General features: G+C 54.4%; 14 protein-coding genes. 8 read left to right on the forward strand and 6 right to left on the reverse strand.

What is annotated here, in order from left to right; all coding sequences use genetic code 11:
* A complete protein-coding gene (mfd, locus tag JFL75_RS05090; protein ID WP_215625606.1) occupies window positions 1-3,399 on the reverse strand; it encodes a transcription-repair coupling factor in 3,399 nt (1,132 codons plus the stop codon).
* Window positions 3,400-3,463: 64 nt separating this feature from the next.
* Here mfd and JFL75_RS05095 point away from each other — a divergent pair, with 64 nt between their 5' ends.
* The gene (locus JFL75_RS05095; RefSeq protein ID WP_215625607.1) at window positions 3,464-4,429 is read left to right on the forward strand and encodes a hypothetical protein; all 966 of its coding nucleotides are present in this window, start codon (window positions 3,464-3,466) and stop codon (window positions 4,427-4,429) included.
* Window positions 4,426-5,184 (forward strand): PilZ domain-containing protein, encoded by a 759-nt coding sequence (locus JFL75_RS05100; RefSeq protein WP_215625608.1) that lies wholly within the window; start codon window positions 4,426-4,428, stop codon window positions 5,182-5,184. The genes JFL75_RS05095 and JFL75_RS05100 overlap by 4 nt, the downstream gene beginning before the upstream one ends.
* Before the next feature lie 9 nt (window positions 5,185-5,193).
* Here the strand turns inward: JFL75_RS05100 and JFL75_RS05105 are convergent, their stop codons facing one another.
* Together JFL75_RS05105 and JFL75_RS05110 are read right to left on the reverse strand one after the other, a co-directional pair.
* Window positions 5,194-5,916 carry a TVP38/TMEM64 family protein gene (locus JFL75_RS05105; RefSeq protein ID WP_215625609.1) on the reverse strand — a complete coding sequence of 241 codons (723 nt, stop codon included), beginning with the start codon at window positions 5,914-5,916 and terminating at the stop codon, window positions 5,194-5,196.
* Window positions 5,917-5,985: 69 nt separating this feature from the next.
* On the reverse strand, window positions 5,986-6,786 hold the full coding sequence (locus JFL75_RS05110) for a TatD family hydrolase (protein WP_215625610.1): 801 nt from the start codon (window positions 6,784-6,786) through the stop codon (window positions 5,986-5,988).
* A 104-nt stretch (window positions 6,787-6,890) separates the two neighbouring features.
* Here JFL75_RS05110 and JFL75_RS05115 point away from each other — a divergent pair, with 104 nt between their 5' ends.
* The 6 genes from JFL75_RS05115 (at window position 6,891) to JFL75_RS05140 (ending at window position 12,353) form a co-directional block, all read left to right on the forward strand.
* Complete coding sequence (locus JFL75_RS05115) at window positions 6,891-7,103, forward strand: hypothetical protein (protein ID WP_215625611.1); 213 nt, start codon at window positions 6,891-6,893, stop codon at window positions 7,101-7,103.
* 277 nt (window positions 7,104-7,380) lie between these two features.
* On the forward strand, window positions 7,381-8,709 hold the full coding sequence (locus tag JFL75_RS05120; RefSeq protein ID WP_215625612.1) for an extracellular solute-binding protein: 1,329 nt from the start codon (window positions 7,381-7,383) through the stop codon (window positions 8,707-8,709).
* Window positions 8,710-8,806: 97 nt separating this feature from the next.
* On the forward strand, window positions 8,807-9,703 hold the full coding sequence (locus tag JFL75_RS05125) for a carbohydrate ABC transporter permease (RefSeq protein ID WP_215625613.1): 897 nt from the start codon (window positions 8,807-8,809) through the stop codon (window positions 9,701-9,703).
* A gap of 13 nt (window positions 9,704-9,716) precedes the next feature.
* Complete coding sequence (locus JFL75_RS05130) at window positions 9,717-10,580, forward strand: carbohydrate ABC transporter permease (protein ID WP_223292768.1); 864 nt, start codon at window positions 9,717-9,719, stop codon at window positions 10,578-10,580.
* 12 nt (window positions 10,581-10,592) lie between these two features.
* Entirely contained in the window at window positions 10,593-11,318 is a 726-nt protein-coding gene (locus JFL75_RS05135) for a glycerophosphodiester phosphodiesterase (RefSeq protein WP_215625615.1), read from the forward strand.
* Window positions 11,319-11,345: 27 nt separating this feature from the next.
* A complete protein-coding gene (locus JFL75_RS05140; RefSeq protein WP_215625616.1) occupies window positions 11,346-12,353 on the forward strand; it encodes a ComEC/Rec2 family competence protein in 1,008 nt (335 codons plus the stop codon).
* Window positions 12,354-12,434: 81 nt separating this feature from the next.
* Here the strand turns inward: JFL75_RS05140 and JFL75_RS05145 are convergent, their stop codons facing one another.
* From JFL75_RS05145 to JFL75_RS05155, 3 genes are all read right to left on the reverse strand, one after another.
* On the reverse strand, window positions 12,435-14,360 hold the full coding sequence (locus JFL75_RS05145) for a DNA topoisomerase IV subunit A (protein ID WP_215625617.1): 1,926 nt from the start codon (window positions 14,358-14,360) through the stop codon (window positions 12,435-12,437).
* 8 nt (window positions 14,361-14,368) lie between these two features.
* Entirely contained in the window at window positions 14,369-16,330 is a 1,962-nt protein-coding gene (locus JFL75_RS05150; protein ID WP_223292769.1) for a DNA topoisomerase IV subunit B, read from the reverse strand.
* A gap of 79 nt (window positions 16,331-16,409) precedes the next feature.
* Window positions 16,410-17,522, reverse strand: coding sequence for a hypothetical protein (locus JFL75_RS05155; RefSeq protein ID WP_215625618.1), 1,113 nt, complete (start codon window positions 17,520-17,522; stop codon window positions 16,410-16,412).
* Between the last annotated feature and the right edge of the window lie 40 nt (window positions 17,523-17,562).

Raw genomic sequence — 17,562 nt, forward strand, 5'->3', positions numbered from 1 at the left:
TCAACCCGCCAGGGCCGCCAGTTTTTCCCTGATAAATTCGCTCTTTTCCTTGAGACCGATGGCTCCGGTCTGCAGCACCAGGATGTTCGGCATCTTGGGGTCGAGCTTGACCTTCCCGCTGCTTTCCTGCATGAGCCGTATGAGCCGGTCCACCTTAACCTTGGAAACCTTGCCGAATTCGATCCGCACCATTCCGCCCCGTTCCTTGAGGGATGCCACCGCCAGTTCCCGGCATATAATGCGGATTTCCGCCAGGGCCAGCAGGGACGCGGCCTCATCCGGGAGCGGACCGAACCGGTCCAGCAGTTCCGCGTATACCCGTTCCAGTTCATCCTTGCTCTGGATGGAGGCGATTTTTTTGTATACCTCCATTTTTTCCTGGGCTGAATCAATGTAGGCGTCGGGAATATACCCGGAGTATTCCAGTTCCAGGAGGGTTTCGGTTTCCGACTCATAGTTTTCGTCTTCAAGCCTGCGGATAGCCTCGTCCAGGAGCCGGAGGTACAGGTCGAATCCCACGGAATAGATGTCCCCGGACTGTTCCCGGCCCAGGAGGTTCCCCGCGCCGCGGATTTCCATATCCTTCATGGCAATCTTGAACCCCGATCCCAGTTCGGTAAAGTCCGAAATAACCTGGAGCCGCTTCATGGCAATTTCCGAAAGGGCCCGGTCCTTGGGATAAAAGAGGTACGCGTAAGCTATCCGGTCGGAGCGCCCCACCCGTCCCCGGAGCTGGTACAGCTGGGATACGCCGTACATATCCGCCCGGTCGATGATTATGGTGTTCACATTGGGGATATCGATTCCGTTTTCAATTATGGTGGTGGATACAAGAACGTGGAACCCGCCATGGACAAACCGGTGCATCACATCCTCCAGGCTCCGGGCATCCATCTGGCCGTGGGCCGTATCGATGAGCATCTCCGGCAGAAGGTGTTCCAGTTTTACCCGGGTCTCGTTGAGACTTTCCACCCGGTTATGAAGGTAGAATATCTGCCCGCCCCGCTCAACTTCCCGGCGGATCGCCGCGGCGAGCCGGTCTTCGTTGAATTCCTCGATAACCGTTTCAATGGGATGGCGGTTGCTGGGAGGCGTCGCCAGGAGGCTCATATCCCGGATTTTAAGGAGGCTCATATGCAGGGTCCGGGGAATCGGCGTCGCGCTTAAGGTGAGGCAGTCCACATTGGTTTTAAGTTCCTTGAGCCGTTCCTTGTCCTTAACCCCGAAGCGCTGCTCCTCATCGATAACCATGAGGCCGAGATCCTTAAAGAACACATCCTTCTGGATAATCCGGTGGGTTCCTACCAGGATGTCGATTTCGCCGTTTTTTACCGCTTCCAGGGTTTTCCGCGCGGTGGCCTTGTCAACGAACCGGGACAGCATGCCCAGACGCACCGGAAACTGGGAAAACCGTTCCTGGAAGTTCTCGTAATGCTGTTCCGCCAGGATGGTGGTGGGAGCCAGGAAAGCCACCTGCTTGCCGCCCATCACCGCCTTAAAACACGCCCGGACGGCTACTTCGGTTTTGCCGTACCCCACATCCCCGCACACCAGCCGGTCCATGGGATAGGGGCTTTCCATGTCTTCTTTTATTTCCTCTACACAGCGGAGCTGGTCCTCGGTCTCATCAAAGGGAAACGCCGCTTCGAAGACGGTCTGCCATTCGGTATCCTTGGGGAACGCGAAGCCCTGGACAGCCTTGCGTTTTGAGTACAGGGCCAGAAGCTTTTCAGCAATATCCTCCACGGATTGTTTAACCCGGCCCTTCCGGTTTTCCCAGCTTTTCGACCCCAGCTTGTCGAGTCTCGGGGGAGCCCCTTCATTGCCGATGTACCGCTGGACCAGGTTTACCTGTTCAATGGGAACAAAAATGAATTCCTCGCCGGCGTATTCCAGTTTTACGTAGTCCCGTTCATGCCCCAGCGCTCTGATACGTTCAATTCCCTTAAAGAGCCCTATTCCGTAATTTACGTGGACCACGTAATCCCCGGGATTGAGTTCCACAAAGGTATCGATGGCGGAACTGCGGACCGATTTGAGGGAACGGGGGGACCGTTTGCGGCGGCCGAAGATTTCATTCTCCTGGACCACCATGAATTTGCGGTCCGGCAGGGCAAACCCGGATGACAGCGGAAGGGCGACCACATCCGCCGGCTCGTCCCGGAGCAGTTCCACAAGTCTGCCGGCCTGGGTATCCGATTCCGCGGCCACGATGATGCGCCACCCCTGTTTCGCGAGGCTGGCGAATTCTTCCTTCAGATAGGCGATGTTTCCGAAAAAGCTCCGGGGAGGATCGCAGGAAAGGACCAGCCGCGCCGCGCCGGGCTCTCCGCCGCCCTTGATGCCCATAAACGAAACGCGCCGGGAAACCCGGGACACGGTATCGGCAAAATCAAGCAGAACCCGTTCCGGCGCGGGAACTTCCCGCTCCCGGCGGGCCCGGCGGTACAGGTTTTCGTATTCCCGGCTCAGGGCATCCTGGGCGTTTTCCAGCCGTTCCCGGTCGATAAAAAAGACAGGCCCCCCGCCGATATAATCCAGGATAGTGGCGCTCGTTTCAAAAGCCAGGGGAAAAAGAAGTTCCTCTCCGGGAGCGCTTTTCCGGGTGATAAGGTCCTCCAGGATGGCTTTGCCGTTTTCCGGGAACTCCTCATACGCGGCGAGGTTCCGGCCCAGGGTCTCGATCCGGTCATCGGTCCAGAGAACTTCCTTGAGCGGCCGCAGGGTAAATTCCGCGACCCGCTCCTGCCCGCTCTGGTCCATGGGATCGAAGCGTTTGATCGACTCAATGCGGTCAAAATCGAAAAGAATCCGGTAGGCTTCGGAATCCCCGCCCATGAGAATATCGAGGACCTCCCCCCGGAGGGCGAATTCCCCATGGACCTGGACCTTCGGAACCCGGGTATAGCCGTACTCCACGAGACGCGCCGCCAACGCGGCGGTATCGATGCTGCCCCCTTCCCGCAGGGTGCGGAGGTGTTCCCGCAGATACTCCGGCGGCCCCAGGGGCGTCAGGAAGGCCCGTTCGGGAAGCACCAGCACCCCGGCGTCGCCCGCAAGCAGGCGGCTCAGGGCCAGGGTCCGTTCCCCGAAAACCGCGGACAGGGGCGCCATATCCCGGTACGGCATGGTACCCCACCAGGGAAACCGGAACACAGGAACTCCCAGGGTCTCCAGGTCCGAGGAAAGCTCCTCCGCCTCCCGTTCCGTGGGAACCACCGCGGTCAGGAGTTCCGGCCGGGTTTTATGGATGTCCGCCAGGATCATGGCGGTAAAGGAACCTTCGGCCCCTTCCAGTTCCAGGGGGTACGTACCCGCCGCATACGCAGCCCGTATCTGGCTGACCGCGGAAGATCCCTCTATTTCGTGCAATATCGAAGGAAAAGATAAGGTATTCATCTTAGTTTACCGATTACTATACTATAGTACCGTTTTTTTTTAAACAGATAAATGGAGTTTCGCTGTGAAACAATCTGGTAAATTTTTGCCGCTGATATTTTTTTTCATCCTGACCGCAGGCGGCGCGCCGCTTTTTGGCGCGGAATCGGATATCGACGTTTCCATACGGTATTTCGATAAACGGGTATATTACGTCAAAAATGACCCGATTCTGGTCCAGCTTACCATAGCCAACCGGGGAACCAGCACATACCGGTTCAAACTGGCGGATGAGCGGATTTTTTCCGTGGATTTCGATATACGGACCATGGCAAACCGAGCGGTAAATCCCACGGATATACTGGTGCGCAAGCGGACCCAGAACCAGCAGGTTTTTTTCAGGGAAGTTTCTGTCGAACCCGGGGAATCTTTTTCCTTTATTGAGGATCTCCGGGATTACGGGTCCCTGGATCAGGCCGGCTCGTTTATCATCCAGGCGAAACTATACCCCGAACTGCTGAAAGCGCCCAACGCGCCCCCAATTGAATCAAACCGCCTCAGCCTGAGCCTCAGGCCGGTCCCGGTATCCGGGCCCGGGGGAGTTCCCCTGGCCATGGATGTGGAAACCAATGCTATACTTGTCAGGGAAAAACTTTCCCCCGATCAGGTGGTGGACTACCTTATCAGCGCCCGGCAGAAGGAACAATGGGAAAAATTCTTCCTCTACCTGGACCTGGAATCCATGGTTATGCGGGACGGCGTCCGGCGGCGGCAGTGGCTCGCGGAATCCGAGGAAGGCCGCCAGCGGATGCTTGCCCGGTACCGCGCGGAACTTCAGAGCGCGGTGGTGGACGGCGATATCTCGACCATACCCATTGAGTACGCCATTGAACGGACCACCTACGGGGCCGAGGAAGGAACCGTAACGGTTCTTGAGAAATTCCGGGTTGGTACCTATACGGAACGGAAACGCTACACCTACTTCCTCCGCCGGAAGGACGATATCTGGACCGTGGTGGATTATACGGTTTTGAATTTGGGGACTGAATGAAACTTCTATTGATTTTCGGCTCGGATGAAACCTACAACCTCATAGCCATGTACGTAAAACCCCTGGGGTTTGAGCTGATCCGGTACCGTCACGTCCTCAAAGCCATGGACAATATTGAAGAGATCGACCCCACCGGAATTATTATCAGCGCCGAGGACTTTCCCCGGCACTGGAAAACCCTGGTTCAGTTTGTGCGCACCGACCGGCCCAAGGAAACGACACCGATTATTATCCTGCGGGGCGAGAATTTCCCCCTGGATGAAACCTCCAAGGCATTCTACCTCGGGGTAAGCGGCATTGTGTCCGATGATCTCAGCAACGCCATGGAAATAGACCGCCTCCAGAGCATCCTGAGCCGCTACATTCCGGTGGAGGAAAAACGCAAAGCCCGGCGCTTCCGGCCGGAAGAATGGAGCCGCCTGGACTTCCTGTTCACAAATCCCGGCAACCGGAAAATCATCACCGGATCTGTCCAGTCCATCTCCAGCACCGGACTGTCATTCAGGCCGGATCAGCCCGCGCTTACCGCCGGGCTCGCCCTCAACACGGAACTGGAGGAATGTTCCCTCAGGGCCGGGGACAGCATTCTCAGCCCCGTCTGCAGGGTAATCAGAACCGGACGCAACATTTCCATGGAATTCATATCCTTTCCCGGCCAGGAAAACGATGTTCTCGAAGCGTACCTGGAACAGCTCCCCTTGGCGGAGTACCGAAATTCCCAGAAACGCCGTGAAGAGGTTCCTGCCACAGGATAACAGTAAATCTCAGGAAATATTTTCCCGGTCTTTCCCGTCCTTCCGTCGGAAAAAATCGAGGATCCGGTCCTTAAATACCATACTCGCCAGCCCGAGAAGCCCACAGAACAGAAAAATCAGCAGAAACATAAGCCAGTTTCCCTGGAGAACGGAATCCCCCATGATGGTGGATGTCAGAATTGACGGAATACGGGCAAAGGTTGAAATCGCGAGAAACCGGGCAAATCCTATGGGCGTAAGCCCCGCCACGTAGGTGAGCATATCCTTTGGGGTGCCGGGAATAAGAAACAGGATGAAGGTAAGGACTTCAATTTTTTTCGCGTCATTGAGAAAGGTATATTTCTTGAGCCGGTCCTCTCCGAAAAGCCGGGTTACCAGAGGCATCCCGAAACGCCGGACCAGCAGAAAAACCAGGGAAGAGGCGGCGACACAGCCCGCGAGGCAGACAATAAGCCCCCCGAAAGCGCCGTAGGCGGCCCCGGCAATGAGCTCCACCGGTTCCCCGGGAATTACCGCCACCACAATCTGCAGCACCTGAATACCAAAGACAATAAACCACCCGCCGATCCCGAGTTTATCCACCCAATCGGTAAACCATTCCTGGAAAAGCGGATCATTCAGTTTTTTAATAAACGGAACCGAAAGAATACTTAATCCGACTAAAACAGCGGCGAACACAATAACAGGAATAAGATATTTTTTACTGTCCTTCTTCGTATGGGAACTATCCATAATGGCAACCCATATCAAATATACTGAATTTACGGGAATATCCGAAAAATAACGGCGGGACGGCCGGGGTTACGCCGTACCGAAAACGGTCCGGAAGTTGCGGTCCGTGAGCGCTTCCAGCTCGCCGGGGGTTATTCTGGCCCCTTCCCGCTGGTTCCGCAGTTCCGCGGCGGTCTCCAGGATTGTTCGGATGTCGGACCAGCGGGAAAAGGGTTTCCCCCGCAGGGGCTGGTAGGGACAGTCGGTTTCCGTAAGAAGCCGGTCCGCGGGCAGGGCCGAGCAGGCTTCCATGGCCTGCCGGTGGTTCAGGCAGATTGGGGTTCCGAAGGAAAAATAAGCGTTTACCCCGCGCTTAACCAGGTCCCGGCCTTCCCGGAGGGTTCCCGAGTATGAATGGAACACCACCGCCGGTACCTTTTTTAGTTCCCGGGAATAGGCGAATACCTTGTGCATGGCCTTTCTGACATGCAGCACCAGGGGAAGCCCCGAAGCGATAGCCAGGGCCAGATGCTCGGCGAACAGTGCTTCCTGTATTTTTTCGGTATCCCGGTATTCACGGTCAAAAAGATCGAAACCGGTCTCCCCCACCGCGCGGAGCCGCGACTCCGCGGCCAGGACATGGAGGAGCGCCAGGGATTCCCGGCATACCGGTTCGTCGAACCGGGGCAGCTGGGGATGAACCGCAAAACACAGGGCCACCGGAGCCGCGCCGTCAGCGGCGGCCTGCGCCGCCAGGGTTTCATGGAATTCAAACTGTTCCCTGTTCCAGGAACTGGCGGCGCAGGACACCCCCGCCTCCCGGCGTTCGGTTTCCGCTCCGGGGTATTGTTTTTTAAGATCATAGGGATGACAGTGAGCATCGGACGCCATAGGGTTAATTCTATACAAAGCGGAGCGGAGATACAAATTCCGGTGCCCGGGTTTTTTGCTAAAATACCCCCCCGATATACCGATAATAAAAACAGGAGGACTGTATGCGAAGATACTGCATTAAATCCGAACCGGACAGAATAGAGTTTATGGATATTCTTAAAGAAAACACCGACGGGTATATGACCAGAGTAACGAGAATACAGAACGGCTACGAAAAAAGCATCGATGAATTTATGACCAGGGAACTTTTTGAGCTGTGTCTTAAGACTGGTTTTATCAATGAAATAAAAAAATCAGCCAGTTCCGTGGCATAAACGGATAATTTTCTTGCTAACCCGAAGTTTCACTGCTATACTAATCCGGTAATTAGAAATAACCGCCGCTCAGATACAGCGCCCGGTCACTCAATTTTCTGAAACTATTTTTTGCTAGAGAGATTAAGAGTACAGCAAAATAGCCAGAGGTTATTTTGTCGTGCTCTTTTTTTGTCTCCCCGATATCAGCGGCCATGTACGGATGCGCCGCGGCGGCCGCGCTTTATGGTGTGATTATACCCTGGGTCAGGGTTAAAAATATTATCGGAGGTTTTTTATGGTACGTAGAAAAAAGTGTATGGTTTTGGGAATCGCGGCCCTCGTGGTATTTCTGCTGAGCGGATGCGGCAAGTCATCCTCCGGCGGAACGGCCGGCGGCCGGGCATCCACGGATCCGGCCTTCTATGAAGTAACGGAACCGATCACCATTGAATGGTGGCACGCGCTGGAAGATCAGTACTCCGCCACGGTAGAAAGTATCGTAGCCGGATTCAACAATTCCCAGAGCCTTATTACCGTGGTGCCCCGGTTTATCGGCAACTATACGGTTCTTAACGAAACCCTGGTGGCGGCCCACGCCGCCGGAACGGGACTGCCGGCCATAACCGCCGCCAACACGCCCTATGTCGCGGAATACGGCGCCGGCGGGCTTACCGAAAATCTCAGCCCCTATATTCAGGCGACTAATTTCGATATCGAAGACTTCGGAGAGGGAATGATCGCCGCCACCAACTTTGACGGCAAACAGGTGGCCATGCCTTTCCTTATCTCGACCCAGGTGGTGTATTACAACGCCGACATGGCGCGGCAGCTCAACGTACAGGTGCCGGAACGCCTGTCCGACATGGAATCCTTCCTCAAGGCGGCCTCCAAAATCGGCCCTGACAGAAAAACCCAGCAGTGGGCCTTTATCGTTCCCGGATGGGACCAGTGGTATTTTGAAACTTTCTACCTGAACAACGGCGTGAAGATCATCAACGACGACCAGATAAGCACCGACCTTAACAGCCCCGCGGCGGTAGCCATCGCCGAACAGTTCAAAAAATGGTGCGACGCGGGATACATGTACTGGGCTTCCGGCACCAGCGCGTCGTCGATCATGCGCCAGAACTTCTGGGAAGGCAAAGCCTTCTCGGTGGCCCATACCAGCTCCCTGTACAACACCTATGTGGACAACTGCCCCTTTGAAGTCGGCATGGCATGGCTCCCCGCGGGAGATACGAAGATCTCCGAAATCGGCGGAAGCGTCATCCTGATTCCCGCTAAAAACGACCAGAAGACCAAAAACGCCGCCTGGCAGTTCATGCAGTACATGATCAACAAGGATACGAACATGAAGTGGGCCCGGGAGACCGGCTATATGCCCACCAGGAAATCCGTCCTCTACACCGAGGAAGGCCAGAAATTCCTCCAGGAAAAACCCGCCTTTAAGGTTATCTTTGATAACCTTGACGAAATCAATCCCCGGATACAGCACGGCGCCTGGGGACAGCTGGCGAAAATCTGGATAGCCTATATGCAGGAAACAATCCTCGAAAACAAAAACGTTCCCAGCCAGATGGATAAGATGGCCCAGGAAATAAACGAAGTACTGGAAGATTACTGATGCTGGTACCCGCCGCCGGCCGACGCGCCGGCGGCGGTCTCCCCGGGATCCGGGGAGCATTTATTCATCCTTACTTTTGACTGAAAGGGCCTTCGTCATGAAAATCAAACCTCGAACAATCCAATCGGCAAAGGACTTTGCTCTGGTTATTCCGGCATTGCTGCTTTTGCTCATATTCACCTATTACCCGATTCTGGAACTGGTCCGGATCAGTTTTACCGACTGGAATCTGATCCGGGATAATTATAATTATGTGGGCCTCAAAAACTGGAAATGGCTGTTTAACGGATCCGGGACGAAATACCTGACCTACTCCCTTAAAATCACCGGCCTGTATTCCCTGGGTGAAATTGTCCTTACCCTGGGGATTGGTATGGTGCTGGCCATCCTTTTCAACAGGACCACCAAATCCTTTTCCATCATGCGGGCCATTGTGTTTGTCCCCCGGTATGTGGCCATGTCCTCCGCCGCGGTGGTTTTCCTGTGGATACTGAACACGGAAAACGGTATTTTAAACTTTTTCCTGGTCAACCTCGGGCTCCCCAGGGTTGACTGGATCGGGCAGCGGAACACCGCGCTTCTGTCCATGCTGATCCTGGCGGGATGGCGCGGGGTCGGATACGGCATGATGATCTATATCTCCGCCATGCGGGGGATTTCCAAGGACTATTACGAAGCCGCCGAACTGGACGGGGCCAGTGCCTTCCAGCGGTTCTGGCGCATAACCCTTCCCCTCCTTTCCCCGACGACAATCTTCCTGTTCGTGACAACCTTTATTGCTTCAATGAAGGTATTCCAGTCCGTGGATATTCTCACCAAGGGCGGCCCCTACCGGTCCACCGAGGTGATTGTGTACCAGATATACAAATACGCCATGGAAGACTTCAGGATGGACCGTGCTTCGGTAGTGGCGGTCGCCTTTTTCATCATCCTTCTGGCATTTACCGTCCTGACCATGAAGGTAAGCAACCGGAGCGTCCATTATGATTCGTAGCAGGGAGAAACCTATGACGGATATATCTGTTAACCAGGCAGCAGTTACAAGAAAAAATATCGGTACCGCAATTCAGTATTTACTGGCCATACTGGTCACCCTGGTGGCTTTGTTCCCCCTGTACTGGATGGTTATTTCCTCGTTTAAATCCCAGAGTGAAATCCTCCGGTCTGTTCCGACCTTCTGGCCCGAGGAATGGCATTTTGAAAATTACATCAACGTATTCAATAAGGCCAACTTCGGCAAATACTATTTTAATACCGTGGTGATGACCGTGGGGATACTGGCCATCCAGACCGTTACCGGAACTTTAGCGGCCTACGGTTTTTCTAAAGGGAACTTTAAGGGGAAAAACCTGCTTTTTATGGTTGTCCTGGGCGCCCTGATGATACCCATACAGGTGACCTTTATCCCGATCTACATTCTCTGCGCCCGGCTCAACATGACCAACACCTTCGCGGGGCTGATCCTGCCCACCGCGGTTTCGCCGTATTATATATTCATGGTCCGGCAGAGCTTTATGGGGGTCCATGACAGCTATGTGGACGCCGCCAAAGTAGACGGCATGGGAACCCTGGGCATCATCACCCGGATTATGGCGCCCATGTGCCAGTCCACCATCGCGACCATCACCCTGGTAACCCTTACCACCGGCTGGAACAGTTATTTCTGGCCCAAGATTGTCGCCAGCGGCGAAAAACGCCGGGTCCTGACCGTCGGGCTGGCGCACCTGCGCAACACCTTTGCCGGCATGGACACCATGAACAACCATGAAATCATGGCCGGGGCGGTAATGGCGATTATACCCATTGTGGTGCTGTTCTTTATCTTCCAGAAGTATATGCTTACAGGGTATTCCAAAGCATCAATGAAATAGGAGAATGAACAAATGAAAGTGATAGCCCACCGGGGGTATTCGGGTCTGTACCCGGAAAACACCATGCTTGCGTTTAAAAAGGCCGCTGAAGCGGGCTGCGACGGGATAGAGATGGATGTGCAGCTCAGCAAGGACGGACAGGTCGTTATCATCCATGATGAAACCGTGGACCGGGTCACCGGTTCCTCCGGCCTGGTCCGGGAGCTGACGGTGCATGAACTCCAGAAGCTCAACGCCTCGGGGAAGTTCGGGGAACAGTTCGGATTCAACACCATTCCAACCCTGGATGAATACTGCGGGTGGGTAAAAAACCTCGGGATATTCACCAACATTGAACTCAAGTGCAACCAGTTTTTTTATGAGGGCCTGGCGGAAGAAACGATTACGGTGGTGAAAAAACACGGCATCGAGGACCGGGTGCTGTTTTCTTCGTTCAACCATGTGTCCCTCCTGGACTGCAAAAAAATCGCCCCCGGAATACCCTGCGGCATTCTGGTCGCCGGAAACGGCATCGGCAACGCGGGGTACTACGCGGCGTCCCACGGTCTGGAATACTACCATCCGGACATTGAGACCCTCACCCGGGAAGCCGTGGAGGACTGCCGGAGCCGCGGGATAAAGCTTAATGTGTATACCGTCAACGACATGGAAGGGCTCATCACCCTCAAGACCCTGGGCTGCGACGGCATTATCACAAATTTTCCCGATGTATGCAAAAAATGGCTGGACTCGGTCTGACCATGGGAATGACGGGGTCGGGTTTTTATGAATAGGAAAGTTTCTTCTTCAGGTAAATTCCTGTTCCTGGCCGCTGCCCTGGCGGCGCTCATCCTGGGATGCGGCGCAACGTCCCGGGACGGCGGGGAACCGGCGGCCGGCCGGCCGGCGGAACAGGTTTCCGCTGACCGCTACAGCGAAATCATCGGCCGCCGGGATGAGGCGGGGAATCTCACGGTATATTTTCTCGACCTGTCCGTTGAAAACGAGGCGGAGGATAAATCCGGGGATTCCAGTCTTGTCATTTTTCCGGAAGGCTCGGTCATGCTGGTGGACACGGGTCACCCCGAAAGCGCGGGGGATATTCTGGCTTTCCTCCGGGATATGGGGATCACGAAGATAGACCGGGTGGTGCTTTCCCATCCCCATATCGACCATATCGGCGGGTTCTCCGAAATAGCCCGGGTCCATGAAATCGGCGAAGTATACCAGATCGAAATGGACTACCCCACCGATACCTACCGGCAGGCACAGGATACAATCCGGGCCATGGGGATTCCGGCGCGGTACCTCAAACGGGGGGACCGCGTTACTCTGGAAGATACGGTATCCATGGAAATCTTCAACCCCGAAGAAACCCTGGTGTACCCCCAGGATTTCCCCGACAACAGCACCCAGTTCGTAAACAACAGTTCCATAGTGATGAAATTCACCTACGGCGATTCCTCGGTTATTATGGCCGGGGATATTTATTCTCCCAGGGAACGGGATCTGACGGATCAGTTCGGGGAGCGGCTCCGGGCGGATGTCGCGAAAGCTACCCACCACGGGGCGGATACCTCCAACAGCAACCGCTGGATACGGACAGTCCGGCCGTTAATTGTTGTTTCCATGCATGACGTTATGGGAAGCATGGCGGTGTACAACAACTACCGGAAAAGCGGAACCGATTATTACCATACCCTGTACGACGGCATTGTCCGGGTCCGCATGGACAGCAAACAGAATTATACCGTCACCACCCGCTTTGACAGCTGGCTCCGGCAGGAAGAATAGACAGCCGGGGGCTGGAGAAGCCCCCACCCCCAAAACCCCTTCCGCGGCAGGGCACCATAATATATTGAGATGCCCTGAGGCCTATTTCGCGTCTACGTTCTTTAATTCCTTATTGGCCACCCTGACGCCGCCGGCCTTGAGGCCCTTCACCAGGAAGTCCTGGGCTTTGAAAGTCTCCTTGGAAACCTTCTGCCGGGGCTTCGGAATGTAGGTAACGGTAAAGCTGAATTTATTCCGGGTATCCACATGGAGCACCTGGGCGTCCGCGGGAACCAGGGCGTACTCCTTGTTCATAATCCACCCTTCAATTACGCAGCGCTTGATATAGGGGAACCCGGTCTTCTTGTCCTTGTAGATAATCGTAAAGACCGTCTTGGAAAGTTCTTCCTTGTCGGCGACGCCGACCCACCAGGCTTCGGCACCAACAAAGGCCTTATCTGGCAGGTCCGATACCTGGTAGGTCGCGTTTTTTCTGAGCACCAGGATGCGGTCAAAGGGCGACACCTCGGCAACCGCCTGTCCGCCGCTTACCTCGGTTCCGAGGTAGCCGGTTTTCCCGTCGTACCGGAGGACAACCAGGTCCTTCTTGATGATATCCTTGACATCAACCTTGTCGAAGGCGCCGACCTTGGTTTTCCGGGCGCCGCGGCCAACTTCCTCATTGGCCTTTATCTTGCCGATGATACCGTCCAGGAAGGATACGGCGTAGGCAACAATGTTTTTGAGATGCCCCTGGATTTCCTTGATCCGGGCCTTGATCTCCTGCATTTCGGAACGGGCTTTGTTGATGTCGTAGAGCGAAATCCGGCGGATGGGAATGCGGAGGAGCCGTTCCACATCCTCGCTGCTGACTCCCCGGGGACCGACCTCTTTCATAAAGGGTTTAAAGCCGTCGATAACCGACTTTTCCACCCCCTCGGCGGTCTTCATCTTCTCGATGGCTTTGTAAATCCGTTCCTCAATGAATATCCGTTCCAGGGTCCGCTGGTGGAGCTTGTCCATGAGCTCCCGTTTTTCGAGCTCCAATTCCTTGGTTAGAATTCCCACCAGCTGTTTGGCGTGGTGTTTAATCACCTCGGTGACGGTCATTATCCGGGGAAGGTTGTCTTTTATAACCAGAAGGTTTACGGAAATAGACTGCTCGCATTCGGTAAAGGCGAAGAGCGCATCTATGGTTTCCTGGGAATAGACACCCCGGGCGAGTTTGATTTCAATCTCGACATTTTCGGTGGTATAATCGCTGATGGACTGGATCTTGATCCGCCCCGCCTTGGCGGCGGTTTCCACGCTGTTGATAAGGCTTTCCGTGGTGGAGCCGAAGGGCAGTTCCCGGATAACAATCCGCTTGGGATCGGAAGTGTCGAGCTTGGCCCTGACCAGGACCTTGCCGTTTCCGTCCCGGTAATCCGAAACATCCACCAGCCCGCCGGTGGGAAAATCCGGGAACAGCTCGAATTTCTTCCCCCCCAGGGCGGCCTTCTCCGCCTCCAGGACCTCCAGGATATTGTGGGGCAGGACCTTGGTGGACATGCCTACGGCGATTCCTTCGGCGCCCATGACGAGCAGCACCGGTACTTTCGCGGGGAACAGCACCGGCTCTTTGTTCCGGCCGTCATAGGAATCCACCGAATTGGTGAGCTTCGGATTGTAGAATATATCCTTCGCCAGGGGCGTGGCCCGGCACTCAATGTACCGGACCGCCGAAGCCCCGTCGCCGGTATAGATGTTCCCGAAGTTCCCCTGGCGGTCGATGAAATATTCCTTGTTCGCCAGCACCACCAGAGCCGATCCGATGGAGGCATCGCCGTGGGGGTGATACTTCATACAGTGGCCCACCACATTGGCGACCTTATGGAACTTCCCGTCGTCCATCTCAAAAAGTGAATGGAGGATACGCCGCTGGACAGGCTTGAGGCCGTCCTCAAGATCCGGGATGGCCCGGTCCTTGATTACATAGGAAGCGTACTCCAGAAAATTTTTATCAAACAGGTTCTTTATATATGCCATGGTTTTGCCTACAAATCGTTAACCAGATTTTTCATGATATACTCCCGGCGTTCCGGGGTATTTTTCCCCATATAGAAGGTCAGAACCTGGGGGACCGCCTTGAGGGTATTAACCGATACCGGGACGAGGCGCATATCCTCGCCGATGAACTGGCCGAATTCCTTGGGGCTTATTTCGCCAAGGCCCTTAAACCGGGTAACCTCACTCTGGCTGCCCAGGGCTTTTACCGCCGCGTCCCGTTCCTTCTCATTGTAGCAGTAGAGGGTTTCCTTTTTGGTCCGCACCCGGAACAGGGGGGTCTCCAGAATATAGATATGGCCCGATGTAACCAGCTCCTCGAAATAGGACAGGAAAAACGTCAGCAGCAGATTACGGATGTGGAATCCGTCAAAGTCCGCGTCCGTGGCAATGACGATCCGCTCATACCGGAGTCCGTCCACATCATTCTCGATTCCCAGGGCCATCATCATGTTGTAGAGTTCTTCGTTCCGGTAGATTGAAGTCCGCTTCTTGCCGTACATGTTCTCGACCTTACCCCGGAGGGCGAAAATCGCCTGGGTCATCACATCCCGGCTCGATACCATGGAACCCGCGGCGGAATCGCCTTCGGTTATGAAGATGGTCGAATTCTCACCCTTTTCGCCGTCCTCCAGATGGTATTTGCAGTCCTTCAGTTTCGGGATTTTAAGGGCGATTTTTTTCGCCGCCTCCCGGGCTTCCTTTTTGACCACATTGAGTTCGGTCCGGAGTTTCTCGTTGGCCAGGATCTTCTGCTCGAGCTTTTTGGCGGCCTCGGTGTTTTTGTGGAGCCAGTCCTCCACGGCAACCTTGGTTTCCTGGACAACCCAGGTCCGGATATCGGAATTACCCAGCTTGTTTTTTGTCTGGCTTTCAAAAACGGGGTTCTTAAGTTTTACCGCCACCGCGGCGATGGTACCTTCCCGGACATCCTCGCTCCGGTAATCCTTTTTAAAATACGCCTGGATACCTTTAAGAAAACCTTCCTTAAAAGCCGAAAGGTGGGTTCCGCCGTCGGAGGTGTACTGGCCGTTCACAAAGGAGAAATATTCCTCCCCGTAGTTATTGGTATGGGTAAAGGCGAATTCAATATGATCTCCCCGGAAGTACCCGATGGGATAGATACAATCCTCGCCGGTCTCCTCGGTCAGAAGATCGTAGAGTCCCCGCTGGGAGATATAGGATTTTCCGTTGAGGGCCAGGGTCAGTCCGGCGTTGAGGTAGGCGTAATTCATTATCCGCCGTTCAATAAATTCGAGGTTGAATTCATAGTCGCCGAATATTTCATTGTCCGGGACAAACTCCACATAGGTGCCGTTTTTCTGTTTGTTTTTGAGTTTTCCCTTGCGCTCGGTTTTAAGACTTCCCCGTTCAAAAATGGCTTCGGCGAATTCATTGTCCCTGATGGCCACCACCCGGAAATAGGAGGACAGGGCGTTCACCGCCTTGGTCCCCACCCCGTTGAGTCCCACGGAAAACTGGAACACATCATCGTTGTACTTCGCGCCGGTGTTGATTACCGAAACGCATTCCACCAGTTTCCCCAGGGGAATCCCCCGCCCGAAATCCCGGACCTTTACCTTGCCGTCCTTTACCTCGGTTTCGATAAGCTTGCCGTTTCCCATGATGAATTCATCGATGGCGTTATCGATGACTTCCTTGAGGAGCACGTAGATCCCGTCGTCGGGATTTGAACCGTCCCCCAGGCGGCCGATATACATCCCCGTACGGAGCCGGATATGCTCCAGGGATGACAGGGTTTTTATTTTCGATTCATCGTATACCGCGGGGCCGGCCTTGGCGGCGGCTTTCTGCGCCGGCTTCGCCGGAGCCCCCTTCGCCCCCGAAGGGGCGGATTTAACCGCCGGTTTAGCCGGCGCCTTGGCCGCAGCCGCGGTCTTTTTCCCCGCCGCCGGTTTTCCGGCGGCTTTCATTTGAGTCTTAACTGCCATGGCATCCTACACTGAAAAATTCTTCATACTGTCAATCACTTCCGGAATAAATATCCGGAAGTCCCCTCCCGATTGTTTTTTAACTGTCCGTTCCGGCTATTTCCTGAAGTTCGGCAATTTTCTTTTTTATATCTTCTATTTTAATACTAAATTCGGAAATTGTCTTTTCCGCGGCGGAAATTCTCATCCGCTGCTCTTCGGTAGCCTTCTCTAATTTTAGAATTTCGGCTTTTTCTTCGTCGATCTTTATAGCCGCTTCCAGTTTTACGATTCTGTTCTGGGTATCCGCCACCGCGTCCCGGAGATCATGGATCCTGGTAAGGAGCAGTTTATCCTCGTTATCGAAATATTTTGAAAACTCCTTTTTCCGTTCCCCAGCCGATACGTAATCCCCGAACCGGAGGTACACAGCCTGGAGATTCTTTTTTTTCTGTTCCCGGTTTTTCTCAAGGCCGTCAATTATTTTGGCCGGATTCGATTCGGAACCGAAGCTCTCACCGATCCTGCGGCGTTCTTCCTTAAGCACCGCCGACCGGGTTTCCAGGTCCGTCAGGGAAGTCCGGATCTTTTCTGTTTCCCCCAGGATACTGAGCACTCCGGAGTTCGTGATGGTCTCTTCGTGGGTAAGGTGGCTGAACCGTTCCCCCATGGAGGTGTAGAGTTTCCGCAGGGAAGTCTGGCTGTTTTTAAGGGAGGTCCGAAGCACCATGGATTTGGCGTTATTGCCTACCCAGTTGAAAAAATTCCCGTTGTTTTTCTCATCCAGGACACCGAGGGTTTCCTCCAGGGACTCGATCTTCGGGATGAGGTTATCAAGCTGGCTGCGGTAAGGCGCCGCAAACGCTGAAAAAGCCGGATCCTCCGCGAGGCTTTCGCCGAGGCGGGTATAGAGATCCACAAGCTCCTTATTGCCGGTCCCCTGCTCCTGGGCAATGCCGAGCAGTTCGTCCTCCACGGCCTTAATCCGGGAAGAATCGGTCTCAATCTGCCGGATCCGGGTCTGGGATTCTTCCAGTTCCCGCTGAATTTCCAGGTACTCCGTACGGGCGGCTCCTGCCTCGGCCTGTAAATTTTCATCCACCAGCCGTTTAATCAGTGATTCCCCGAAATCCTCCAGCATAAGATTAAGCGATTTCTGGTCTTCACTCTTTTTAATCTCCAGGTCCTTAATAACCTTTTTTCTTTCATCCATACTTTTTACTATAAGCTAAAGACATTTTTCTTGACAATCC

Origin of the sequence: Breznakiella homolactica, assembly GCF_016616095.2 — a bacterium.
Lineage (GTDB): Bacteria > Spirochaetota > Spirochaetia > Treponematales > Breznakiellaceae > Breznakiella > Breznakiella homolactica.